This is a genomic window from Streptococcus oralis subsp. oralis (assembly GCF_002096445.1).
Taxonomy (GTDB): domain Bacteria; phylum Bacillota; class Bacilli; order Lactobacillales; family Streptococcaceae; genus Streptococcus; species Streptococcus oralis_N.
On record NZ_NCUK01000013.1, the window covers coordinates 229,317 to 253,382 of the forward strand.

Genomic DNA, 24,066 nt, shown 5'->3' on the forward strand with positions numbered 1-24,066 from the left:
GATGACTCTAACAAGTATTTTGCTCCAAGCAGTGGCGAGTTTACTCGCCATTATCACCTTTCTAATCGTACTGAATGTTCAACGCTCCATGCTCCTACCTGGTGGTGTTTTGGGAATGGGCGTTTGGCTCCTCTATCTCGTCCTCAAAGAACCAACCAATGTTATTGTCGCGACCTTTATCGCAGCAGTAATTGGCTCTTGCATCAGTCAGATTTTAAGTATTGTCTATAAGACACCAGCGGTGGTCTTTGTCTTGGCTATTCTTGCCCCCTTGGTGCCAGGTTATTTATCCTATCGGACGACTGCCTTCTTTGTGACAGGCGATTACAGCCATGCTATTGCCAGCGCGACTTTGGTGGTTATGTTAGCCCTCGTTATTTCCATTGGAATGGCAAGTGGAACGGTGATTCTAAAGCTTTATTACTACATCCGAAAACAACGAGGAATCTCTTCCTAATACAATCAAAGCAAAGACTTGATTTGTTGAATCAAGTCTTTTTTCTCTCTTTTGTTCCTATTTGTGATAAAATAGAATGAAACGATTTTTTACAATGAATGAAAAAACAGAGGTAAATATGACAATCGGTATTGATAAGATTGGTTTTGCGACCAGTCAATATGTCTTGAAATTACAAGACTTAGCAGAAGCGAGGGGAGTTGACCCCGAAAAATTTAGCAAGGGACTCTTGTTAAATGAAATTAGTATTGCTCCACTGACTGAGGACATTGTTACCTTGGCAGCTAGTGCAAGCAACTCTATTTTAACAGACAAAGAAAAAGAAGAAATCGATATGGTCATCGTGGCGACTGAGTCAGGGATTGACCAGAGTAAGGCAGCGGCAGTCTTTGTTCATGGCCTATTAGGCATTCAGCCTTTCGCCCGTAGCTTTGAAATCAAAGAAGCCTGCTATGGAGCGACAGCTGCCCTTCATTATGCTAAATTGCATGTGGAAAATTCTCCAGAGTCTAAGGTTTTGGTTATTGCCAGTGATATTGCCAAGTATGGTGTCGGAACTCCGGGCGAACCAACTCAGGGTGCTGGAAGTGTGGCGATGTTGATCACCCAAAATCCGCGCATTATGGCCTTTAACAATGATAACGTTGCCCAAACGCGCGACATCATGGATTTCTGGCGTCCGAACTATTCAAGCACTCCTTATGTAAACGGCATGTACTCGACCCAACAGTATCTTGATTGCCTGACAACGACTTGGGATGAATACAAGAAACGCTATGATTGGACTATGGATGACTTTGCGGCTATCTGCTTCCACTTGCCTTATCCTAAGTTGGCCCTAAAAGGCTTGCGCAAGATGATGGACAAGAACTTATCTCAAGAGAAAAAGGATAGTCTGCAAGAAAACTTTGATAAGTCCATTCTCTACAGTCAGATGATTGGAAATATCTATACAGGTTCCCTCTTCCTCGGCCTTCTCTCCCTTTTGGAAAATACAGAAACTTTGAAGGCTGGAGATAAAATTGCCCTCTACAGCTACGGAAGTGGAGCGGTTTCAGAGTTCTTTAGTGGTGAATTGGTCGAAGGCTATGAGGCCTATCTCGACAAAGATCGCTTGAGCAAACTCAAACAACGTACAGCACTGTCTGTTGCAGACTATGAAAAAGTCTTCTTCGAAGAGGTGCAGTTGGATGAGTCTGGCTCAGCCCAATTTGCAGGCTATGAACATCAAGACTATGCCTTGGTGGAAATTGTCGACCACCAACGCCGATATAGCAAGGTTGAAAAATAATGAAGATAAGTTGGAATGGATTTTCTAAAAAATCATACCATGAGCGCCTTGAGTTGTTGCGAGATCAGGCGCTCCTTAGTCCTGACAAGCAAACAAGTCTGGAGCAGGATGAACAAGTCAGCTTAGCTGTTGCAGATCAGCTGAGTGAGAATGTGGTGGGAACATTCTCACTGCCTTATTCGATCATTCCAGAGATTTTGGTGAATGGTCAGGATTATACAGTTCCTTATGTGACAGAAGAGCCGTCAGTGGTTGCTGCGGCTAGCTATGCCAGCAAAATCATCAAGCGAGCAGGTGGTTTTACTGCTCAAGTTCATCAGCGCCAGATGATTGGTCAGGTAGCCCTTTATCAAGTTGCTAATCCAGAGCTAGCGCAAGAGAAGATTGCCAGTAAGAAAGCCGAACTCTTGGAACTTGCCAATCAAGCCTATCCTTCTATCGTTAAACGAGGAGGTGGTGCGCGTGATTTGCGTGTAGAGCAGATCAAAGGTGAAACAGACTTTCTCGTCGTCTATCTCCATATCGATACCCAGGAAGCCATGGGAGCCAATATGCTCAATACCATGCTTGAAGCCTTGAAACCAGTCTTAGAAGAACTCAGTCAGGGACAGAGTCTCATGGGAATCCTGTCCAATTACGCGACCGATTCTCTGGTGACTGCAAGCTGTCGTATCGCCTTTCGCTACTTGAACCCTCAAAAGGATCAAGGACGAGAAATTGCGGAGAAAATAGCCTTGGCCAGCCAGTTTGCGCAGGCTGATCCCTACCGAGCAGCTACTCATAATAAAGGGATTTTTAATGGTATTGATGCCATTTTAATCGCCACGGGTAATGACTGGCGTGCCATCGAAGCCGGGGGTCATGCTTTTGCCAGTCGAGACGGACGCTATCAAGGTCTTAGTCGCTGGACGCTGGACATGGAAAGAGAAGAATTGGTCGGTGAGATGACCCTACCTATGCCTGTAGCGACCAAGGGTGGCTCTATCGGTCTCAATCCCCGTGTAGCTCTTAGTCATGAACTACTGGGAAATCCTTCTGCCAAAGAATTAGCTCAAATTATCGTTTCTATCGGTCTCGCCCAAAACTTTGCGGCCCTCAAAGCCTTGGTGAGTACGGGCATCCAGCAAGGTCACATGAAGTTACAGGCCAAATCCTTAGCTCTCCTAGCAGGTGCTAGTGAGTCTGAAGTTGCTCCCCTCGTTGAGCACCTCATCGCAGATAAAACCTTTAACTTAGAGACAGCCCAGCGCTATCTCGAAAACTTAAGATCATAAAAAACTCAGACGAATTCGTCTGAGTTTTTTGTACTTAAATACTTTTTCCAGGTAATAGGGTGACTGGTAAGAAGTAACCAGTTGTCGCGACTTCCTTGCCTTCGATCTTCTGCAAGAGAAGATCAACAGTGAGTTGGGCAATCTCTTCCAAGGGTTGCTTGATGGTCGCCAGTTGAGGGTAGTAGTTTTCGATAAAGTAAGTCCCATCATAGCCGATGACTTTGAGCTCTTCAGGAACAGAGATTCCCAGTTCCTGAGCTATTTTGATAACCAAGATGGCTGTCAGATCATCTGAAGCAAAGATAGCATCTGGTTTCTGATGAGTCAAGATATTCTTGATTTCCATTTCCTTTCTGACGGGAGAAAAGTCACTCGAAACATTGATAATAGGCGCTTTTGGGAGTACAGAGGCAAAACCAGCATGACGCAGTCCAGTAGGCGAATTGGAATTGTCATTCCCTGTAATCATGATAATAGACTGGGCACCTGTCTTGACCAAGGTTTGGGCAGCGAGAACCCCGCCACCGTAGTTGTCAGAGGAGACAACAGGAATGTCTGGAGACAAGTTTCGGTCAAAGGAAATGATTGGCGCTGTTACACGATTGTAGTCTTCAATTCCCAAGTTATGACTACCAGAAATGATACCGTCGACCTGATTGGCCTCTAGCATTTCGATGTACTCCCGTTCCTTCTTAGAGTCGTGCTCGCTGTTACAGATGATGGTCTTGTATCCATTTTTAAAGAGTTGGTGTTCCAACTTATCAATCAATTCTGCATAGAAAACATTGGAAATATTTGGGAAAATTAAGCCAATCAACTTAGCTGATTTTCCTTGGAGGCTACGAGCTAAATTGTTGGGCTTATAGCCCAATTCTCTCATGGCTTCATTGACCTTGAGAATGGTTTTTTCAGACAGATAACCTTTTTTATTGATAACCCGAGAAACGGTAGTAGGGCTGACACCAGCAAGTTTTGCGACATCAGTTAGTTTTGCGACCATAATCTAATTCATAGTAGGTTCCGGTTGGGTTTCCAGATTTGATCAGGATACCATTTTGATCGGCATTCGGAAAGACGCGACCAGAAAATACTTTTTCTCCTTTATTGATAAAAATTTCAAAAACAGAATTGTCGATGAAGATGTTAGCAGTAGTAGTTTGCTTGTCGATTGGGCAAGAACGAGTGCTTCCAAATTCTTGGGCGTACTGCTCACCAGCCTGGCTACGATCCACTGTCACTTGACCATTTACAAGGTCAAAGTTGATTGAAAGTCCCTTGCCTTCTTTATCAGCGAGCAAGACAATCTCGCTTTGGCTATTGGCCTCCAAGTTGAGCTCCAGTTCATAGGTGTTATTGGTTTGAGTACGATTTGAGAAGACCTCTTCAGAAGAACGAAGTTCTTTGACAGCTGAGACAGGATATTGGTGGAGTTTGCCATCTTTGATAGTGAGTTCTTTGACCAATGAGAAGGTTCCTTGGTGGTCAAAACGGTCAGATGGGTAAGAAACATCTGGTAACCCAAGCCAACTTACTGCTAGTGCACGTCCATCTGGAGCGTTGAAGGCTTGCGTTGCATAGGCTTCGAAACCATAGTCTAGATTTTGCAGTGGAGACACATCTACCATTTTGGCATTTTCAGAATCAAAGGAAGCCCCGATTTTGTACATGTTTGGATAGATATTATCATAGTCTAGGACACCCTTATCCAATCCTTGTGGGCAGTAGAGAAGGACAGGGTGCTCCCCTACAAAGACCAGATTTGGGCATTCCATCATGTAGGCAGTACGGTCGTTAGCAAAGTCAAGGTCGCCAACTGCTTGCCAGTTTGTATAATCATTGTCCACAGCCTTGTAGAGACGGACGAAGCCTTTTTTCTCCAAGTCCTGTCCACCGACGATGGCATAATATTGACCCTTGAAGTTAAAAATTTGTGGGTCACGGAAGTGATCAGTAGAGTCTGATGGCTGGTCAATCAAGATCTTGTCAATCTTTGTAATCTTGCCATCCTTATCCATCAGAGCACCAATCTGGTAAGGGTGACGAATCCAATTTTCATCACGGACATTTCCAGTATAAAATAGGAACAACTGATCGCCGAACTGCATGGCAGAACCAGAGTAGGCACCGTGGCTATCAAATGGAGTATCTGGCAAAACTTTGACTCCAGTTTCTGTAAAGTGCACTAAATCATCACTTTCAAGCTGCACCCAAGACTTCAACCCATGGGCTGCACCAAAGGGGAAGTTCTGGTAAAAGAGAATCCATTTGCCATCAAAATAAGAAAAACCATTTGGATCATTGAGAAGGCCCATTTTAGGCTCGACATGGTAACGAGTATGCCAAGGAGATTGTGCCATCGTTTCCTTGATTTGTTTGATTTCATCATTAGACCAGTCTTCATAGCGTCTGTAACGGCGCTCGGTTGTCCATTCCATTTTATCTTTCCTCCATAAGTTCTATTCTATTATTAATAGTAAACGTTTTCGGCAAAAAAAGCAAGTCTTTTATGTTAAAAAAAAGAAAAACATGTCAAACGATTGCCATAAATCGAGTAAAGGAAATCTGGCAAATTTTCACGAAAAAATGAAAGAAAATGTAAATAAAAGCCTTGATTCCTCAAGTATAAAGATATTTTTTTGAGGAAAAAGAGAATAACCCTCAAAAACGAGCAAAAATAATCAGAGAAAAAAGAAAGGGTTTAAAAAATTCTGCAAAACGCTTGACATATTTTAGAAACGTGATAAAATAATAGTCGTAGGGCGAATAAAATCGCTTTCAAACAAGAACAAAATTTTATAAGGAGATTTTTGCAAATGAACAATCAGGATATTGCAAAAAAGGTCATCGAAGCCCTTGGCGGACGTGAAAATGTCAACAGTGTTGCCCACTGTGCGACTCGTCTACGTGTCATGGTCAAAGATGAAGGAAAAATCAATAAGGAAGTGATTGAGAACTTGGATAAAGTTCAAGGAGCTTTCTTTAACTCAGGCCAATACCAAATCATCTTTGGTACTGGTACAGTAAACAAGATGTACGACGAAGTCGTTGCACTTGGTTTGCCAACATCTTCTAAAGAAGATATGAAAGCAGAAGCTGCTAAACAAGGAAACTGGTTCCAACGTGCTATCCGTACTTTCGGTGACGTTTTTGTTCCAATCATTCCAGTTATCGTAGCAACTGGTCTCTTCATGGGTGTTCGTGGTCTCTTGACTGCTCTTGGAATTACACTTCCAGATGATGTGAAGATTTACTCAGAAATCCTTACAGATACAGCCTTCATCATCTTGCCAGGTTTGGTTGTATGGTCAACCTTCCGTGTATTCGGTGGTAACCCAGCTGTTGGTATCGTTCTTGGTATGATGCTCGTTTCTGGTTCACTTCCAAATGCCTGGGCTGTTGCGTCTGGTGGTGAAGTAACTGCAATGCAGTTCTTCGGATTTATCCCAGTTGTAGGTTTGCAAGGTTCAGTTCTTCCAGCCTTCATTATCGGGGTTGTCGGAGCTAAATTTGAAAAAGCTGTTCGTAAAGTTGTTCCAGATGTACTTGACCTCTTGGTAACACCGTTCGTAACACTCCTTGTAATGTCAATCCTTGGATTGTTTGTTATCGGACCAGTCTTCCACGTTGTTGAAAGTTACATCCTCATTGGAACAAAAGCTATTCTTAACTTGCCATTCGGACTTGGTGGTTTCTTGATTGGTGGAGTTCACCAATTAATCGTCGTATCAGGTGTTCATCACATCTTCAACTTGCTTGAAGTTCAATTGCTTGCTGCTGACCATGCTAACCCATTCAACGCTATCATCACAGCTGCCATGACTGCTCAAGGTGCTGCGACAGTAGCCGTTGGTGTGAAAACTAAAAATCCTAAACTTAAAACACTTGCCTTCCCAGCTGCTCTTTCTGCCTTCCTAGGTATTACTGAGCCTGCTATCTTCGGGGTTAACTTGCGTTTCCGTAAACCATTCTTCCTTTCATTGATTGCTGGTGCAATCGGTGGTGGATTGGCATCTATCCTTGGACTTGCTGGTACTGGTAATGGTATCACAATCATCCCTGGTACAATGCTTTACATTGGTAACGGACAACTTCTACAATACCTTCTTATGGTAGCTGTATCATTTGTACTTGGTTTTGCTCTTACTTACATGTTTGGTTACGAAGATGAAGTAGAAGAAGTTTCAGGAGCAATTTCTGAAGCTGAAACTGACCGTTTAACAGAAGAAGCAGTAACTGGTACTGTGGTTTCACCTAGCGAAGGTGTTATCCAAACACCAATCGTTGGTGATGTCGTTGCTCTTTCAAATGTGAATGATCCAGTCTTCTCAAGTGGAGCTATGGGACAAGGTATCGCTGTAAAACCAAGTGAAGATGTTGTTTACGCACCAGCTGATGCTGAAGTGACAATTGTCTTCCCAACAGGACATGCTTATGGCCTAAGAACAGCTAACGGAGCTGAAATCTTGATCCACGTTGGTATCGATACTGTTTCAATGAACGGTGAAGGATTCAACCATAAAGTTGCCCAAGGTGACAAGGTTAAAGCTGGAGATGTTCTTGGAACATTTGACTCAGCTAAGATTGCTGCTGCAGGTCTGGATAACACAACTATGGTTATCGTAACAAACACTGCGGAATTTGCTTCAGTAAATCCAGTTGCTTCTGGATTAGTTGCTAAGGGTGATGCAATCATCGAAGTTAAAGCTTAATAGATTCATAAAAACGAACAAATGTCATGTTTGTTCGTTTTTGCTTGAATGGTAAAATTTACAGAGGAAAATCTAAAATATTGAGCAATTTTCAGTCTAGAAATATGCTATAATAAAGAAAATAAATACAAGAGGTTAATCATGACAAAACTATACGGAAGCTTGGAAGCGGGCGGTACAAAATTTGTCTGTGCTGTCGGAGATGAAAACTATAACGTTGTAGAAAAGGTACAATTTCCTACAACAACACCTATTGAAACAATCGATAAAACCATCGAGTTCTTCTCAAAATTCGACAATCTTGAAGGACTTGCCATTGGTTCATTTGGTCCAATAGATATCGATAAAAACTCAAAAACTTACGGATTTATCACAACAACTCCAAAACCTAACTGGGCAAATGTTGACTTGCTTGGTGCACTTCGTCGCGCTCTAAACGTGCCTATGTATTTCACGACAGACGTAAACAGTTCTGCATATGGTGAAGTGGTTGCTCGTAATAATGCCGGCGGTCGTATCGAAAACTTGGTTTACTACACGATCGGTACAGGGATTGGTGCAGGTGTTATCCAACGTGGTGAGTTTATCGGAGGTGTCGGTCACCCTGAGATGGGTCACTACTATGTGGCTAAACACCCAATGGATGTAGAAAAAGAATTTAACGGCGTCTGTCCTTTCCATAAGGGTTGTTTGGAAGGCTTTGCGGCTGGACCAAGTCTAGAAGCTCGTACAGGTATTCGTGGTGAAAACATCGAACTCAACAGTTCTGTCTGGGATGTTCAAGCCTACTACATCGCTCAGGCTGCGGTCAATGCTACAGTGACTTTCCGTCCAGACGTCATCGTCTTTGGTGGTGGCGTTATGGCCCAACAACACATGCTGGACCGTGTACGTGAGAAATTCACTGCTCTTCTAAATGGTTACCTACCAGTACCAGACGTGCGTGACTATATCGTGACTCCAGCAGTCGCAGGCAATGGTTCTGCCACACTTGGGAACTTTGTCCTTGCTAAGAGTGTCGCAAAATAAAACAAAGAAAATATCCGCTTGGGCAACCAAACGGATGTTTTGTTTGAAGACAATTTTTTTGAGCCTTTCCTTAAGTGATTATGGACGGTAGCGACTTTCTTCGAAATTCCATATCGAAACTTTGAGCCTACTGTCTCAAAGTTTCCCAACACCTGAAACCATGAGATTTCAGGTGTTTTTATCACGGCGGAAAGGCTAGGTTAGTCCTCGATTCACTATCGAAAAGTTGGCATGATTTCCATACCAAAGTATATTTAGTATCAGGCTATTTTCTATTATCAAAACATCTGCCAGAAGAAATCAATAATATAGGTCAAACCATAAGTATAAACCACTAGGGTAAAGGGCTTGGTCAGAATGATGATAATCATATAGCGCTTGAAGGTCATCTTGGTCAGGGCAGCCAGCATACAGAGAAAGTCAGCTGGACTGACAGGCCAGATCATCATAAAGATAAAGAACCGCTCGAAACGATTGCCCTTATCTAGCCAACCGATATACTTGTCATAGGTGCGCTTGCTGACGACGGACTGGACAAAGGCAGCTCCATAGAGACGCACCAGGTAAAAGATAATGGCACAGCCAATCACGATGCCGATATAGTTATAGATGGTTCCGATGATGTGGCCGTAAATAAAGACCCCAGCCACTGAGGTCAAAGCTCCCGGAATGATCGGAACGACGGTTTGTAGGATCTGTAAAAAGATAAAGAGTGGTGGCCCCCAAACCCCAGCTTGCTGGATAAAGGCTGATAGGGTTTCCTTGGACTGTAAAACACCTGCTTGATAGGCCCAAATACAGAAAATCAAGGTGCCGACTCCCCCGACGATAGATGAGATATTGATGACTTGCTGTAGAAGGGGAGAAACAGCTTTCATTTGCTTATCCTGTGACATGTAAACTCCTCATAGATAGTATGATACTACTATATCATATTTTGGGAAGAAAAACTATCTGGATTATCTGACTGGTGAAATAAGTATGGTAAAATGAGAATAAGAAAGTGACGGTATAGAATGAGGGGTATCATGTTAGGTTTAAACTTTAAAGGAAGCTGGCGCCAATATCAAAAACAGGTCTTGGATCGTTTTCAGGACTATCAAGCAGACGGTCATGTTCATCTAGTGGCTGCCCCAGGGTCTGGAAAGACCACCATTGGTATCGAGCTAATCGCTCGTTTTGGCAACCCAGCCCTCATCTTAGTTCCGACTGTCATCATTCGTGAACAATGGGTAGATAGGATTCAAACTGCATTTCTAGGGGAGGGTCAGAGGCTTTCAGACCTCGTTTCCCAAAACTTAAAGGAGATGAAGGCATTAACGATTGTGACTTATCAGGCTTTTCATAGTGCCATGAACCAACTGCAATCACAAGAAGATGGTGAATCAGAGGATTTTGTGGGGTTTGATTTGCTTGCAAGCCTAAGAGCTCAGAAAGTTGCGACTCTTTGTTTGGACGAATGCCACCACCTGCGCAATGAATGGTGGAAAAGTCTGGAAGCCTTTCGCAAGCAGTATGGACCGCTGAAACTCATCTCCCTGACAGCCACACCACCTTATGACAGCGAGCCAGAACTCTGGGAACGCTATATCCGTATGTGTGGGGAGATTGATCAAGAAATCACGGTACCTGAACTAGTCAAGGAAGACACTCTTTGCCCTCATCAGGATTTTGTCTATATGTGTTCACCAACAGCTGAAGAGGCGGAACGTCTCAAACGGTTTGAGGAGACTAAGTGGGACTATATTCATCAACTTATAGTCGATCCTGATTTTCAAACATTTGTAGCAGGGTCTAAGGTTCTCAAAGGGGATATTTCATCTGATTTGCTCTTAGAAGATCCCAAGTACTTGTCTGCTATGTTGATTTATATGCATTCTCAGGGGTTAACGATCCCTCCCTCTTTACAAAATTTACTGGGAACCCAGAAGCTTCCAGCATTGACCTCCTACTGGCTGGAGACGCTGTTGCAGAGCATACTCTATCAGACACCAGATTGGTATGAGGATCCAGATGGATATAGGAAAAAGTTAGAGGCTGACTTGAAGGCGCGTGGGTTGGTGGAAAAACGTCAGGTTTATCTGGTTAAGTCCAAGGCTTCTGACCAGCTTTTAACCCAATCTCTGGGGAAGTTGTCTGCCATTGCCGATATCTTCTTGACAGAGTATGAGAGTCTAGGTCAGGAACTGAGACAGTTAGTACTAGCTGACTATATTCGCAAGGATTTTGCCACCTATCTGGGAGATAATCAAGCAACCATTTCTCAGTTGGGGGTTCTCCCTTATTTTGAAAGCATTCGTCGAAAAGCTCAGGAGCAAGAGATACCTGTGTCTTTGGCTGTCTTGTCAGGTAGTGTCGTTATTTTGCCTACCGATGTGGCAGCAGAGTTGAAGGAGCTCTTGCCTCAGGTTCCTCTTAGTTTCTCATCTATTGGTCACTTAGATCCAAAAGATTATGTTCAGGTAGGTTTTCCGAGCTCAGCTAAGGGAATCGTAACGGCAGTGACGGAGCTTTTTCAACGAGGACGGATTCAAGTCCTAGTCGGAACCAAATCTCTCCTCGGAGAGGGTTGGGATGCTCCTTGTGTTAATTCCCTAATCCTCGGAAGCTTTGTGGGGAGCTTTATGCTGAGCAACCAGATGCGCGGGCGTGCCATTCGTATCTGGCCGGGACATCCAGAAAAGACCAGCAACATCTGGCATCTGGTAGCCGTTCAAGCTCAAGCACTCATCACTCTTCCTGGTGAGGAGTCTAGACCAGAGAGCAATCAGGATCTGCAGACCTTGTCGCGACGGATGGAGCATTTTCTTGGCTTGGCCTATAATCAGGAGAGTATTGAGACTGGTTTGGATCGTTTGGATTTTCCAAAGCCCCCTTTTAAGAAAAAGCAAATTAGTGAGTACAATGAGCGAGTTAAGAGTCTCTCCAAGGATCGAGCAGGCTTGAGAAAAAAATGGCAGGAAGCTCTTGTTGTAGCGGATCAATTTGAGATAGTTACAGAAGTCGCGGCTCAAAAACAGAAGGTCCCAGTCATGCTCTTGCTTGATGCATTAAAATGGGTTCGCCTGTCATTACTCTTGTTGGCAGTGGATTTGTTGGTCTTGCTATTTAGACTGAGACTGATCGGTGTTTGGTGGCTTACAGCAGCCTGTTTCCTCTTTTTGGCCTTTGCATCTTGGCGCTACCTCCGCTATAAGAGTCCCTATAAACGCTTGCAGTCTCTGGGTGAGCAGATCCGAAAGGCTCTGCTAGATTCGGGACATCTAACGGATGATCAATCCCGTGTTCAGGTAGAGGAGGACAAGGAAAACTACATGGTTTTCGCCTATCTCAAGGGAGGAAACATGAGGGACAAGGAGCTGTTTGCGCAGACTGTGGGAGAGTTCTTTGCTCCAGTGGATAACCAGCGCTATCTCTTGAAGGCAGAGAAAGTCCGACAAGGTCAGTCACCTTACTATGTCGTGCCTAGTCTTTTTGATAAGCGCAAGGAAGAAGCACAGAAATTCCTTGACTTTCTGACGCCAACTATTGGACGTTATCACCTGATCTACACACGAACAGAGGCAGGAAGGAAAACCCTTCTCGAAGCTCGTATAAAAGCTCTCTCTAACAAAAATGACCGTATCTTGACTAAGAAGAAGGTTAAAAGTCAGTTGGAGTAGGGGAGTTTACAAGAGATAAATAAGTAAATTCTCTTAAAATATAAACACAATTAGAGACAGTAAGAGACGATTGACTAGTTCAAGTAAGAAGGAGAAGAAAGTTAAAGTAGAAGAAATAGAACAAGTAGCAGGATAAAAACAAACGTCTTTACATATATTATTATCTAAAGGCGTTTTTTGGTGGATTCGTGGTATAATTTTGATAATTATCTATAATGTAGAGGAGAAAAAATCATGGCAGATACAATTTTAATTCTAGGTAATGGCTTTGATATTGCAATGGGGCGAAAAACAAAATATACCGATTTTATTGACTTTGAAAAACAATTATTTTCTAATCCAGATGAGGGGTTACTGGAGTTTTTAAAAGATAAAAATATAAAGATTGAGAAATACAAAGATAATTTATATTTGAAATTTATTAATGAGAATAAAGGTACTCTTGGAGATAATTGGTCTAATCTTGAAATAATGATTTCGCAACTTGTAGAATCAATTATGTATTTTAAGGAGAATAATGATTTACTTTTTCAAATTGCACCTGAAAATCAATTTTGGGCACTTGAAGATCAATTAGTAAGAGAAAAAAATTATAGTTCAAAAGCATTTGTTGCGAGATGTTTTATTTCCTTGTATAAAGAGGAAGGCTGGAGTTCTTTAGAAAGAGAAGTTGCAATGGAAAAGTTGAATAATGAATTTATCAATCAACTTGATCTATTGATTGAATTGTTAGAAATATATTTATCTTATAGAGACTTTCTTGATTTTAAAGTTATCGAGATAAAATCCAAGCCAACAGCTCTAGATGCAATATCAGATTTGTCAAATTCCTCTGTCCTAAACTTTAATTATACAAACACTTCACGATATTTATTTGAAACTTCTGAGAAGAGAACTCATTTCATACATGGGCGAATTGACTTAATTAGAACCTTCAGTCGAATTAATACGATGGTTTTTGGAATTGAGGATAAAGAAAATGATGTTAACAGTGATTTAATTCCCTACCAGAAATATTATCAAAGAGTAGTAAAAGAAACGGGAAATGATTTTGAAAAATTTTTTAAACGAACTTTCTATGATATAGATGACGAATTCGGAAGTCAACTTCCAAATTCAAAGAATATCATTGTTTTTGGACACTCGGTTGACCCTTTGGATAAAGAAATATTTCAAAAATGTTTTGCATTAGCAGAAAATGGAAAGTATGATTATAGATTTATTTTCACTTATTTTAATGATTTAGCTAAACGTTCAATTATTAAGAATCTCGCAATCATCCTTGGGAAGGAAAAACTGATAGAATTAACAGGTAAACAGAATGTTGTATTTATAAAGAGTGATGATAAGGATGGTATGAAAGAAGTACTACTGCCTTAATAAAATCAAAAAAATAATTGAAATCATAGAGTACAATTATAAAATCATATTTTAAAAATAGTTTATACCCCACTCATCCTCCCTAGTTCAAGTGGTTTTTCTAGGAATATGATAAAATAGAAAAGAAAATATATTTATTTAATGGAGTGATTGTGATAGTATTTATTGAATTGATAAATGAGAAGATTAAAGCGGTGTAGATAAATTGGAATTTTTGGAGAGATAGGATGATTAAAAAAAGTGTGGAATCGGAACAAGGAAATACGTATTATTGGACTAATGAAAATGTCGAAAAACCATGCATTGTAATGCTTCCTGGATTGACAGCTGATCATAGATTATATGATAAACAAGTAGATGAATTTAAAAAGGATTTCAATATTATTGTTTGGGATTGCCCATGTCACGGAGAGTCCAGACCATACAGTACGTTTAATTACAAATTAGTGACGCAAGAACTGGAAATTATATTAAAAACAGAGAATGTTAAATCGGCAATATTTATTGGGCAATCACTTGGAGGAATGATAGCTCAATATTACATAGAAGGACATCAAGAACAAGCAATAGGTTTTATTTCTATAGATAGCGTTCCTTTTGGAAATTATTATAGCAAATCAGATATGTTTTGGTTAAACCAGATTGAGTGGATAAGTAAACTATACCCTGATAAAATGCTAAGAGATTTCATGGCAAAAGGTTGTGGTGTTTCTGAGTATACTCAGAACAGTATGAAACTTATGCTTTCAATCTATAGTAAAAAGGAACTATGCCATTTGATGTGGATAGGTGAAGCAGCATTTATTCCTGAAAATCATGAAATAAATTTGAAATGTCCTGTAATACTTTTACTTGGGGAGAACGATAAGGTTGGTAAAGTGTCGCAGTATACAAGAGAGTGGCACAAAAGGGAAGGATACCCACTACACATTATTAAAAATGCCGCTCATAATTCAAATCAAGATAATCCTGATGAAGTAAATGATTTAATAAGGAAATATATAAATAAATGGCTATAAAGATATTGTAACTACTGTAAAATCGACAAATCCCAGTTTGTTGAACTTAGCAATTTATAAGTTTTTAAGAGATAGAACCTATAAAACTTGCACGAGAACTGTAGGTAGGAGAAAAAATCTTCCTATTGACTTATCTCAGTGTAGTTAATAAATTTGGGCAAATTAAGTCATGGGATAGCAGTATATTAAATGCGATAGATTGTTTTGGAGATAAGGAATTTTTATCATTTTGGAAATTCCAAGAGATTCTTTCTACAGTGGAAATTATTTTGACTTTGATAAAATTCCAGAAAATATGACCTATACTCTTTGGATAGAAAAATACGCTTTTGAACCTCCTCATGAATTTGAAGATTATAGGGAGGAGGTTATGAGAAAGATTCGTCCCAAACTTGAGCAACTGGAATTAAAAGGATTTAAATTTGTAGAAGAAATAGATGGAGAACATAGACGTAGAGATTAGGATTTTAAAATTTGGGAATTTTTTCTACTTCATTGCTTATTTTTATCGTTATACTAAAGTTAATTTTTAGTTGTGAAAATATGATAAAATAGAAAAGATAATACATTAATTAAGGAAAGTAAAAATGGCAAGTAAAGAAAATGCAGAACGCAAGGAGCTGCATCGTAAAATTTGGGCTATTGCGGACGATGTGCGTGGGGCTGTAGACGGTTGGGATTTTAAACAATATATCCTAGGAATTCTGTTCTATCGTTTTATTTCAGAGCATATGGCAGACTATTTTGACCATGCTGAGCATGAGGCTGGTGATTTAGAATTCCGTTATGCTGACTTAAGTGACCAAGAAGCTGAGCAAGATTTTAAACCGGGGACAGTTGAGGATAAGGGATTCTTTATCCTTCCGAGTCAACTCTTTGAAAATGTGGTCAAGAATGCCTCGCAAAATGAAAATTTAAACGAAGAATTGGCCAATATTTTCCAAGATATTGAAAAGTCAGCTATTGGCTTCAAATCAGAAGATGATATCAAAGGTCTGTTTGATAACTTGGATACACGAAGCAACATCCTTGGTGGAACTGTTCCAGAAAAAAATAAGCGGCTTTCTGATATCCTTAACGGTATCAATAGTATTAACTTTGGTAACTTTGAGGAAAATGATATCGATGCCTTTGGGGATGCTTATGAGTTCTTGATTTCCAACTATGCCAGTAACGCAGGGAAAAGCGGGGGTGAATTTTTCACACCACAGACAGTATCTAAACTGTTAGCTCGACTAGTCATGGTCGGAAAAGATAAGATTAACAAGGTCTATGACCCGACATGTGGTTCAGGCTCTCTCCTTCTTCAAATGAAAAAACAATACGAAGATCATATCTTGGAAGATGGATTCTTTGGCCAGGAAATCAATATGACCAACTACAACTTGGCTCGTATGAATATGTTCCTACACAATATCAACTACAATAACTTTGATATTAAGCGAGGAGATACCCTTTTAAATCCTCAGCATCTGGAAGAAAAGCCTTTTGATGCTATCGTTTCTAACCCTCCGTATTCTGTCAAATGGGTGGGAGATGGAGATCCAACTCTGATAAATGATGACCGTTTTGCTCCTGCAGGGAAACTAGCGCCCAAGTCAAAAGCTGACTTTGCCTTTATTATGCATAGTCTCAACCACTTGTCTAATAAAGGTCGGGCAGCTATTGTTTGCTTCCCAGGCATTTTCTATCGTGGAGGTGCTGAAAAGACCATTCGTCAGTATTTGGTAGATAACAACTTTGTTGAAGCAGTCATTGCCCTTCCAGATAATCTCTTCTTTGGCACTTCTATCGCAACTACGATTTTAGTTCTGGCGAAGAATAAACTTGAAAATAAAACCCTCTTTATTGATGCGAGTAAAGAATTCAAAAAAGAAACCAATAACAATGTTTTGACAGACAGTAATATTGAGCATATTGTTGAATTGTTCACTAATTATCAAAGTGTAGACTATAAAGCAGCTCTTGTTGATAATGATGTGATTGGTTCAGAGCAGGATTACAATCTATCTGTGTCAACTTATGTCGAACAAGAAGACACACGTGAGAAGATTGATATAGATGTGCTCAATAAAGAAATCGCTGAGACTGTTGCCAAGATTGACCACTTGCGTGCAGAGATAGATAAGATTGTAGAGGAACTTAGCCATGGCAAATGATGTGATTCTCTATAGAACAGATGACGGGGAGTCTGCTATTGAACTTCACTTGGATAATGGAACGGTTTGGTTGACCCAACAGGAACTAGCTGAGCTTTTTCAGACTTCCAAGCAAAACATTAGTAAACATATCAAGGCCATCTTTGAAGATGGTGAATTGGATGAAACAGTGGTTGTCAACTATCAGTTGACAACCACTCGTCACGGTGCAATAGCTGGTAAAACTCAGTCAAAAAAAGTAGCCTACTATAATCTCGATATGATTTTGGCGATTGGCTATCGTGTGCGTTCCCCTCGTGGAATCCAGTTCAGACACTATGCTTCGACAGTCTTGAAAGAGTATCTGATTAAAGGCTTTGCTATGGATGATGAGCGTTTGAAAAATTTGGGTGGAGGCTCTTACTTTAAAGAACTCCTTGAAAGAATCAGAGATATCCGCTCTAGTGAAAAAGTCTTTTATCGTCAGGTTTTAGATCTTTTTGCGACATCAAGTGACTACAATGCAAACTCTCCAGAGGCAAAGAAATTCTTTGCGACGGTGCAAAACAAGATGCATTATGCCATTCACCACAATACTGCGAGTGAACTCATTTATAACCGTGTTGATAGTGAAAAGGAGTTTATGGGATTAACCACTTTTAAGGGAGACCTCCCTACTTTATCCGAAGCAAAAGTTGCTAAGAACTATCTGACAGAGAAGGAACTTCGTGGGCTTAATCAGCTTGTATCAGGATATCTAGACTTTGCTGAAAGGCAGGCGGAGCGAGAAGAGGTCATGACTATGGCTGACTGGGTGACTCACGTAGATCGTATTCTTCAGGCTACTGGAGAAGACTTGCTGGACAATAGTGGTTCTATCTCTCGTGAACAGATGAAGCAGAAGGTAGATAAGGAATATAAGAGCTACCAAGCCAAGACCCTCAGTCAAGTTGAAAAAGATTACCTCAAAGAAATTAAAAGCATTGAAAATCTAGCCAAGGAAGGAGGTAAGTGATGAACATCCTAGAAGAAATCCAGAACTGTCCCGTTGAGTGGAAAGAGTTAGGGGAAGTAGTTGAGGTTTTGGATAGTTTAAGACGCCCAATAACAAAAAGTCAAAGAATTCCGGGTGATATTCCTTATTATGGAGCTAATGGAATTCAAGATTATGTCAAAGATTGGATTTTTGACGGCACTTTTATTTTAATGGGAGAAGATGGAAGTGTAATAAAAAATGATAATTCACCTATATTACACTGGGTGATAGGTAAAATTTGGGTTAACAATCATGCGCATATTTTAGGTGAAGTACCAGGATGTGCTTTATTGAAATATGTGTATTATGTATTGAGTCAAACTGATGTCTCTGATATTGTTAGAGGGACACCTCCTAAGCTTAATCAAAAGAATCTAAAAAGTATAAAAATTCCAATTCCTCCTCTAGAAATTCAAGAAAAAATAGTGCAAATACTTGACAAATTTACCGATTATGTTACAGAATTGACCTCAGAATTGACCTCAGAATTGACCTCACGTAAAAAGCAATATTCTTTTTATCGAGATAAACTTTTATCATTTGAGGATGAGGTTTATCAGGTTGAGTGGAAGAAGTTGAACGAATGTCTTAAAAAAGGAAAAGGAACTAAAATTACAGCTAGTCAGATGAAATTACTTCACAAAGATGGTGCGCCAATCCGTATCTTTGCAGGAGGAAAGACTTACGCTGATGTGAACTATGGAGATATTCCCGATAAAGATATTCACACAGAAGAGGCAATTGTTGTAAAATCTCGTGGAATTATTGATTTTGAATACTGCACAGAACCATTTAGTTTTAAAAATGAATTTTGGTCATATAGTTCAGACAATGAAAATATCAACTTAAGATATATTTATCATTACTTAGTTCATAATAAAGAACATTTTCAAAACATCGCTAATAATATGCAGATGCCACAAATTTCTAGTAATGATACTGAAAAATTCAAAATCCCAGTCCCTTCTCTCGAAATCCAGTCTCGTATTGTTCAAGTTTTAGATAACTTTGACATGGTTTGTAATGACTTAAATATTGGACTTCCTAAGGAGATTGAACTTCGTCAAAAACAGTACGAATATTTCCGAGAAAAACTCTTGACATTCGTCGCCGAAGGCGAGTACACTGACAGTACAGTACAGTACAGTACAGACAAGACATCATTAGGCTCCTAAATTGGGTATTTGGTCCAATCCGAGTGGAGTTGGGACAAGTTATTAATTTACAACGTGGGAAACGTCTTGTGAGACAACAGTTAGCTACTACAGGAAGTTTTCCAGTTTATCAAAACAGTTTGACGCCTTTAGGATATTATACTGAATCAAACAGAGTGAAAAATACTAGCTTTGTAATTTGTGCAGGGGCGGCTGGTGAAATTGGGTATAGCGCTATGGACTTTTGGGCAGCAGACGATGTCTACACATTAGAGACATCAGATAATATTTCTGATAAATTTATGTACCATGTCTTGTTAAGTAAGCAAGATAGACTCAAATCACAGGTTCGAAAGGCTAGTATTCCTAGATTATCTAAGGATGTTATTGATAAAGTAACGTTCTACTTACCATCTCTTACTGAACAAGTAAGAATTGTCTCCATTCTTGACCATTTCAACACTTTAACTAACTCTCTTTCTGAGGGCCTTCCAAAAGAAATCGAACTAAGACAGAAACAGTATGAATACTGGAGAGATGAACTACTTCATTTTCATGTATAAGGAAACAGTAAATTATGGCAGATGATAAAGTATTTAATACGTTAGAAGAGATTGCAGATGAACTCATTTCAAGTAATAAGAAGGTGCATTTAATTTATGCTTTTAATGCTACGGGGAAAACGCGTCTTTCTATGATTTTAAAGGATAAATTAAATGTATCGGAGAATGACGAAGAGTCAGAAATTAAGAAAATACTTTATTTTAATGCCTTTACAGAAGATCTTTTTACTTGGGAAAATGATTTAGAAAATGATGAAAATCGTTATCTTAAATATGATAAACGTACCTATTTGGGTAACTTTTTGGAGAATCAGCAACAATTTAATCAGGTTATTATAACTTTCCAGAAATTTGTCGGTGATTTAATAGTTCCAATTTTTGAGGATATTGAAGAACAGGCTGTTGATGATTTTGGTATTCCAATTATTGATATTATTGGTGAACAGCATATACCAAGATTAGAGAGTAACTTCAAAAGTATTCGTTTTACAGTAGATGATGAAACGATCAAAATTTCTAGGGGTGAGGAGAGGATTTTTGTTTGGTCTATTTTCGTTACTCTCTTAGATCTTATTATTGAAGAATTGGGCGACTCAGAAATTGACTCTGACTTTCAAAACTTTAAGTATATTTATATAGACGATCCAATTTCTTCATTAGATGATAACAATATCATTGATTCCGCGATTTTTTTAAAGGATATCATTGCAAAATCTGGAAATACAGATTTGAAGTTTATACTTTCTAGTCACCAACCACTTTTCTACAACGTCTTATATAATGAAATTAGATTTGAAAAAAGAATTAAGAAGACCTGCTTCCATGTGATGAAAAAAGTTATTGAAAATAACAATGAAGTGAAATATATCTTGACTGACGTTGAGAAAGATTCTCCTTTCGGGTATCATCTAAAGGTAAGAGAAGAATTACGTAGAGCTGTGGACAGTGGACGAGTAGAAAAATTTCATTATGCTTTGTTAAGAAATCTATTAGAAAAAACAGCTACATTCTTAGGTTATAGTAGATGGGAAGAAGTTTTATTAGGGTTAGAAGTGGCTGGTGATGAGATTACTCCAGAAAATATAGAGTTATATGCTCAAAGGATTGATTTATTCACACATAATCGTCAATCAGATTTGGAGTTTAGAGAATTGCAAGAACGAGAAAAAAATACTTTAATAGAATTATTCAATAGTTTTGAGAAAAAATATAAATTTAACCAAGAAGAGGAAAATGAAAATGGTTGATTATTCAAAAGTACATGAAGTAATTGCGGAAACAAATGAAGGGATTCTCTTGGCTGAGTATCAACCAGAGTATCGCACGGATAGAGAATATCAGACAGAGGCTGATTTAGAAAATCAGTTAATTTCTGATTTGGTGAATCATCTCAACTATGAACGCTTAAATATTCATACGCCTGAAGAACTCTTAGCAAATGCAAAGGTTCAAATTGAAAAACTTAATAAGGTGGTCTTTACGGATGTGGAATGGAGTCGCTTTGTAGTCGAGTATCTGGACTGTCCGAATGAAGGGTTGGTTGAAAAAACACGAAAAATCCAAGAAAATCATATCTATGACTTTGTCTTTGATGATGGGCGGATTAAAAATATTTTCATCCTTGATAAGAAAAACATTCACAATAACAGTATGCAGGTCATCAACCAAGTGACTCAGGTGGGGAGCCATACCAATCGTTATGATGTTACTATTTTAGTGAATGGTCTGCCGTTAGTTCAAATTGAATTGAAGAGACGCGGGGTTAGTCTCAAACAAGCTTTTGAACAAATCCATAGATATAGTAAGGAAAGTTTCAATAGCGAAAATTCTTTATACAAATATATTCAGATTTTTGTGATTTCGAATGGCACTTATACACGCTACTTTGCAAATACGACAGCTCAAAATAAAAATCATTATGAGTTCACCTGTGAGTGGGCGGACCGCAAAAATAAAACAATTCATGACCTCGAGGACTTTACTGTCACTTTCTTAAGTAAGCGAGTCCTCTTAGAAGTTTTGACCAAGTATTGTGTTTTTGATGCTGATAATACCTTGCTCATCATGCGCCCATATCAGATAGCAGCAACTGAGAGTATCTTGCGCAAGATTCATTCTTCCAATGAAATGAAGAACTTTGGCTCTATCAATGCTTGTGGCTATATCTGGCATACGACAGGGTCGGGGAAAACCTTGACCAGCTTTAAGACTGCACGCTTGGCAACAGAGTTGGACTACATTGACAAAGTGATATTCGTCGTTGATAGAAAAGACCTTGACTATCAGACCATGAAGGAGTATCAAAAATTCCAGCCAAATTCAGTCAATGGTAGCAACAATACAAAAGAACTCCAACGTAATATTGAAGAAAATGATGGTAAAATCGTTGTCACAACTATTCAGAAGTTAAATAAATTTATAACAGCAAATCCAAATCATGAAATCTACAGTAAGAAATGTGTCTTGATTTTTGACGAGTGCCATCGCTCCCAGTTTGGAAAGGCGCAAAAGCGTATCAAAAAAGCTTTTAAACAGTATGCTTTATTTGGATTTACAGGTACTCCGATTTTCCCAGAAAATAGCTTAACAGGAGAAACAACACAAGAGGTTTTTGGAGAGCAACTTCATAACTACGTTATAACAGATGCTATTCGAGATAAAAAAGTGTTGAAGTTCAAAGTCGACTATAACTATATCAAGCCTGAAATAAACAAGTATAGAGAAGCTGAAAAAGCAGTTGGTCAAGAGATTGATGAGAAGAAACTCAAAAAGATGGAGAAGGAACTCCTATTGCATCCAGAACGGATTGCAACCATCACTGAGTACCTGTTGAGAGTTTATAATGACAAGACGCGTCGGAGTAAATATTACACTCATAAGCAAAAGAAGATGCAAGGTTTTAATGCTATGTTGGCTGTACAAAGTATTGAAGCAGCAAAACTATACTATGAAGAACTCCAACGGCAACAAGCAACTTTACCAGAAGCTAAACGATTGAAAATCGCAACCATTTTTAGCTTTGCACCTAACGAAGAACAGTCAGCTTATGGGGAAATTCAAGACGAAGAGCTAGACCCTCAAGATACAGCTATGCCTCTATCTTCTAAAGAGTTTCTGGCTAAGGCAATCTACGACTATAATCAAATGTTCAAGACGAACTTTTCGACAGATGGTAAAGAGTTTCAAAATTACTATCGTGACCTTTCTAAACGAGTTAAGTCCAAGGAAGTGGATCTTCTGATTGTAGTGGGTATGTTCTTGACGGGATTTGATGCTCCGACTATGAATACGCTATTTGTTGACAAGAATCTTCGTTATCATGGATTGATTCAGGCATTCTCGAGAACCAATCGAATTTTTAATAGGGTTAAACCTTTTGGAAATATTGTTTGTTTTCGTGATTTAGAAAAGGCTACGCAAGAAGCTATTAAGACTTTTGGAGACACAAATAAGCTTGAAATCATCTTAGAAAAAAGCTTTAGTGAATACATGGATGGTTTCGTTGACCAAGTAACAGGTATTGAGGTCAAAGGCTATACTGCGGTTTGTCAGGAAATTCTGGAAAAATTCCCAAATCCGCAAGAGATTGAAACAGAGCACGATAAAAAAGAGTTTGTTAAGTTATTTGGTGAGTTATTGAAACTTGATAATGTTCTTCGAAATTATGACGAATTCCAAGAAATCGACAAACCTATTTCTGAAGGTTATCTTCAAGATTTAAGAAGTGCCTATGTGGAAATTCGAGATGAATTTTTGAATCTTAAAAACTATGAAAAGACTAAGGATTTGGATGTTGACCTTTCAGATGTCGAATTTGAAATTGAGTTACTAAAAACTGATGAGATTAACCTAGACTATATCTTGGCATTGATTGTTGAAAAATCGAAGAATTCTGAGTCTAAAGAAGTAATGAAAGCAGAAGTTAGTCGTGTGATTCGTTCTAGTATTGATATCCGTGCCAAAGAAGAGTTGGTTATTGGATTTATCAATGACACCGATTTGCAAAAATTGAAAGACCATGATGGGATTATCCATGCTTTCTACGAATATGGCAAGGAGCGCAAGAAAATCGCGATTCAAGACCTAGCTGAGGCTGAGAAACTTGTAGATGACTATCAATTGTTTATCGACAAATCAATTCAACGAGGTTATGCTGAAAATAGTGGTACTGATTTGGATTCGATTATTCCACCAACTTCTCGTAGACAGGGAGCGCGTGAACGGAAAAAACAAGAAGTTTTACGTAAGATTCAGTTGTTGGTAGAGACTTATTCAGGTATTTAAGGGGCTGTCGAACAAGGTTTATTAGAAAAATCAGGAACTACAAAAAACACTATTTATTCGCTCATTTTTA

General features: G+C 39.3%; 18 protein-coding genes and 1 pseudogene. 16 read left to right on the plus strand and 3 right to left on the minus strand.

Features of this window, described 5'->3' with window-relative positions:
* The first annotated feature begins 1 nt into the window (after position 1).
* The 3 genes from B7721_RS04485 to B7721_RS04495 all read left to right on the plus strand — a co-directional run bounded on the left by B7721_RS04485 (position 2) and on the right by B7721_RS04495 (position 3,022).
* Positions 2-457, plus strand: coding sequence for a threonine/serine exporter family protein (locus B7721_RS04485; RefSeq protein WP_000176909.1), 456 nt, complete (start codon positions 2-4; stop codon positions 455-457).
* A 118-nt stretch (positions 458-575) separates the two neighbouring features.
* Positions 576-1,748, plus strand: a complete 1,173-nt coding sequence (locus tag B7721_RS04490; RefSeq protein ID WP_008289040.1) for a hydroxymethylglutaryl-CoA synthase — start codon at positions 576-578, stop codon at positions 1,746-1,748.
* Complete coding sequence (locus tag B7721_RS04495) at positions 1,748-3,022, plus strand: hydroxymethylglutaryl-CoA reductase, degradative (protein WP_084877736.1); 1,275 nt, start codon at positions 1,748-1,750, stop codon at positions 3,020-3,022. The genes B7721_RS04490 and B7721_RS04495 overlap by 1 nt, the downstream gene beginning before the upstream one ends.
* A gap of 34 nt (positions 3,023-3,056) precedes the next feature.
* On the opposite strand, the gene B7721_RS04500 is transcribed toward B7721_RS04495, so the two are convergent.
* Together B7721_RS04500 and B7721_RS04505 are read right to left on the minus strand one after the other, a co-directional pair.
* Positions 3,057-4,022 carry a LacI family DNA-binding transcriptional regulator gene (locus B7721_RS04500; RefSeq protein ID WP_000225979.1) on the minus strand — a complete coding sequence of 322 codons (966 nt, stop codon included), beginning with the start codon at positions 4,020-4,022 and terminating at the stop codon, positions 3,057-3,059.
* Positions 4,003-5,457: a sucrose-6-phosphate hydrolase gene (locus B7721_RS04505; protein WP_084877738.1), complete on the minus strand. Its 1,455-nt coding sequence runs from the start codon at positions 5,455-5,457 to the stop codon at positions 4,003-4,005. The genes B7721_RS04500 and B7721_RS04505 overlap by 20 nt, the downstream gene beginning before the upstream one ends.
* Before the next feature lie 378 nt (positions 5,458-5,835).
* Here B7721_RS04505 and B7721_RS04510 point away from each other — a divergent pair, with 378 nt between their 5' ends.
* Together B7721_RS04510 and scrK are read left to right on the plus strand one after the other, a co-directional pair.
* The gene (locus tag B7721_RS04510) at positions 5,836-7,731 is read left to right on the plus strand and encodes a sucrose-specific PTS transporter subunit IIBC (RefSeq protein ID WP_084877739.1); all 1,896 of its coding nucleotides are present in this window, start codon (positions 5,836-5,838) and stop codon (positions 7,729-7,731) included.
* A 141-nt stretch (positions 7,732-7,872) separates the two neighbouring features.
* A complete protein-coding gene (gene scrK, locus B7721_RS04515; protein ID WP_084877741.1) occupies positions 7,873-8,760 on the plus strand; it encodes a fructokinase ScrK in 888 nt (295 codons plus the stop codon).
* A gap of 278 nt (positions 8,761-9,038) precedes the next feature.
* On the opposite strand, the gene B7721_RS04520 is transcribed toward scrK, so the two are convergent.
* Entirely contained in the window at positions 9,039-9,656 is a 618-nt protein-coding gene (locus tag B7721_RS04520; protein ID WP_000076176.1) for a TVP38/TMEM64 family protein, read from the minus strand.
* A gap of 132 nt (positions 9,657-9,788) precedes the next feature.
* On the opposite strand from B7721_RS04520, the gene B7721_RS04525 reads away from it, so the two are divergent.
* From B7721_RS04525 to B7721_RS04570, 11 genes and pseudogenes are all read left to right on the plus strand, one after another.
* Entirely contained in the window at positions 9,789-12,422 is a 2,634-nt protein-coding gene (locus tag B7721_RS04525) for a DEAD/DEAH box helicase family protein (RefSeq protein WP_084877742.1), read from the plus strand.
* Positions 12,423-12,459: 37 nt separating this feature from the next.
* Positions 12,460-12,558, plus strand: a pseudogene (locus B7721_RS10425) (DUF6261 family protein); the annotation flags it as partial.
* A gap of 98 nt (positions 12,559-12,656) precedes the next feature.
* Positions 12,657-13,802, plus strand: coding sequence for an AbiH family protein (locus tag B7721_RS04530; protein ID WP_084877744.1), 1,146 nt, complete (start codon positions 12,657-12,659; stop codon positions 13,800-13,802).
* Positions 13,803-14,029: 227 nt separating this feature from the next.
* The gene (locus B7721_RS04535; RefSeq protein ID WP_084877746.1) at positions 14,030-14,821 is read left to right on the plus strand and encodes an alpha/beta fold hydrolase; all 792 of its coding nucleotides are present in this window, start codon (positions 14,030-14,032) and stop codon (positions 14,819-14,821) included.
* A 229-nt stretch (positions 14,822-15,050) separates the two neighbouring features.
* On the plus strand, positions 15,051-15,284 hold the full coding sequence (locus B7721_RS04540) for a hypothetical protein (RefSeq protein ID WP_239823799.1): 234 nt from the start codon (positions 15,051-15,053) through the stop codon (positions 15,282-15,284).
* A 124-nt stretch (positions 15,285-15,408) separates the two neighbouring features.
* Positions 15,409-16,980: a type I restriction-modification system subunit M gene (locus B7721_RS04545; RefSeq protein WP_084877747.1), complete on the plus strand. Its 1,572-nt coding sequence runs from the start codon at positions 15,409-15,411 to the stop codon at positions 16,978-16,980.
* The gene (locus tag B7721_RS04550) at positions 16,970-17,974 is read left to right on the plus strand and encodes a virulence RhuM family protein (protein WP_049489541.1); all 1,005 of its coding nucleotides are present in this window, start codon (positions 16,970-16,972) and stop codon (positions 17,972-17,974) included. Before B7721_RS04545 ends, B7721_RS04550 begins: the two co-directional genes overlap by 11 nt.
* Complete coding sequence (locus B7721_RS04555) at positions 17,974-19,170, plus strand: restriction endonuclease subunit S (protein ID WP_084877749.1); 1,197 nt, start codon at positions 17,974-17,976, stop codon at positions 19,168-19,170. Before B7721_RS04550 ends, B7721_RS04555 begins: the two co-directional genes overlap by 1 nt.
* Before the next feature lie 68 nt (positions 19,171-19,238).
* Positions 19,239-19,712: a restriction endonuclease subunit S gene (locus B7721_RS04560; protein WP_239823800.1), complete on the plus strand. Its 474-nt coding sequence runs from the start codon at positions 19,239-19,241 to the stop codon at positions 19,710-19,712.
* A 14-nt stretch (positions 19,713-19,726) separates the two neighbouring features.
* Entirely contained in the window at positions 19,727-20,959 is a 1,233-nt protein-coding gene (locus B7721_RS04565; protein ID WP_084877752.1) for an anticodon nuclease, read from the plus strand.
* Entirely contained in the window at positions 20,952-23,996 is a 3,045-nt protein-coding gene (locus B7721_RS04570; RefSeq protein WP_084878856.1) for a type I restriction endonuclease subunit R, read from the plus strand. The genes B7721_RS04565 and B7721_RS04570 overlap by 8 nt, the downstream gene beginning before the upstream one ends.
* The last annotated feature ends 70 nt before the right edge of the window (positions 23,997-24,066 follow it).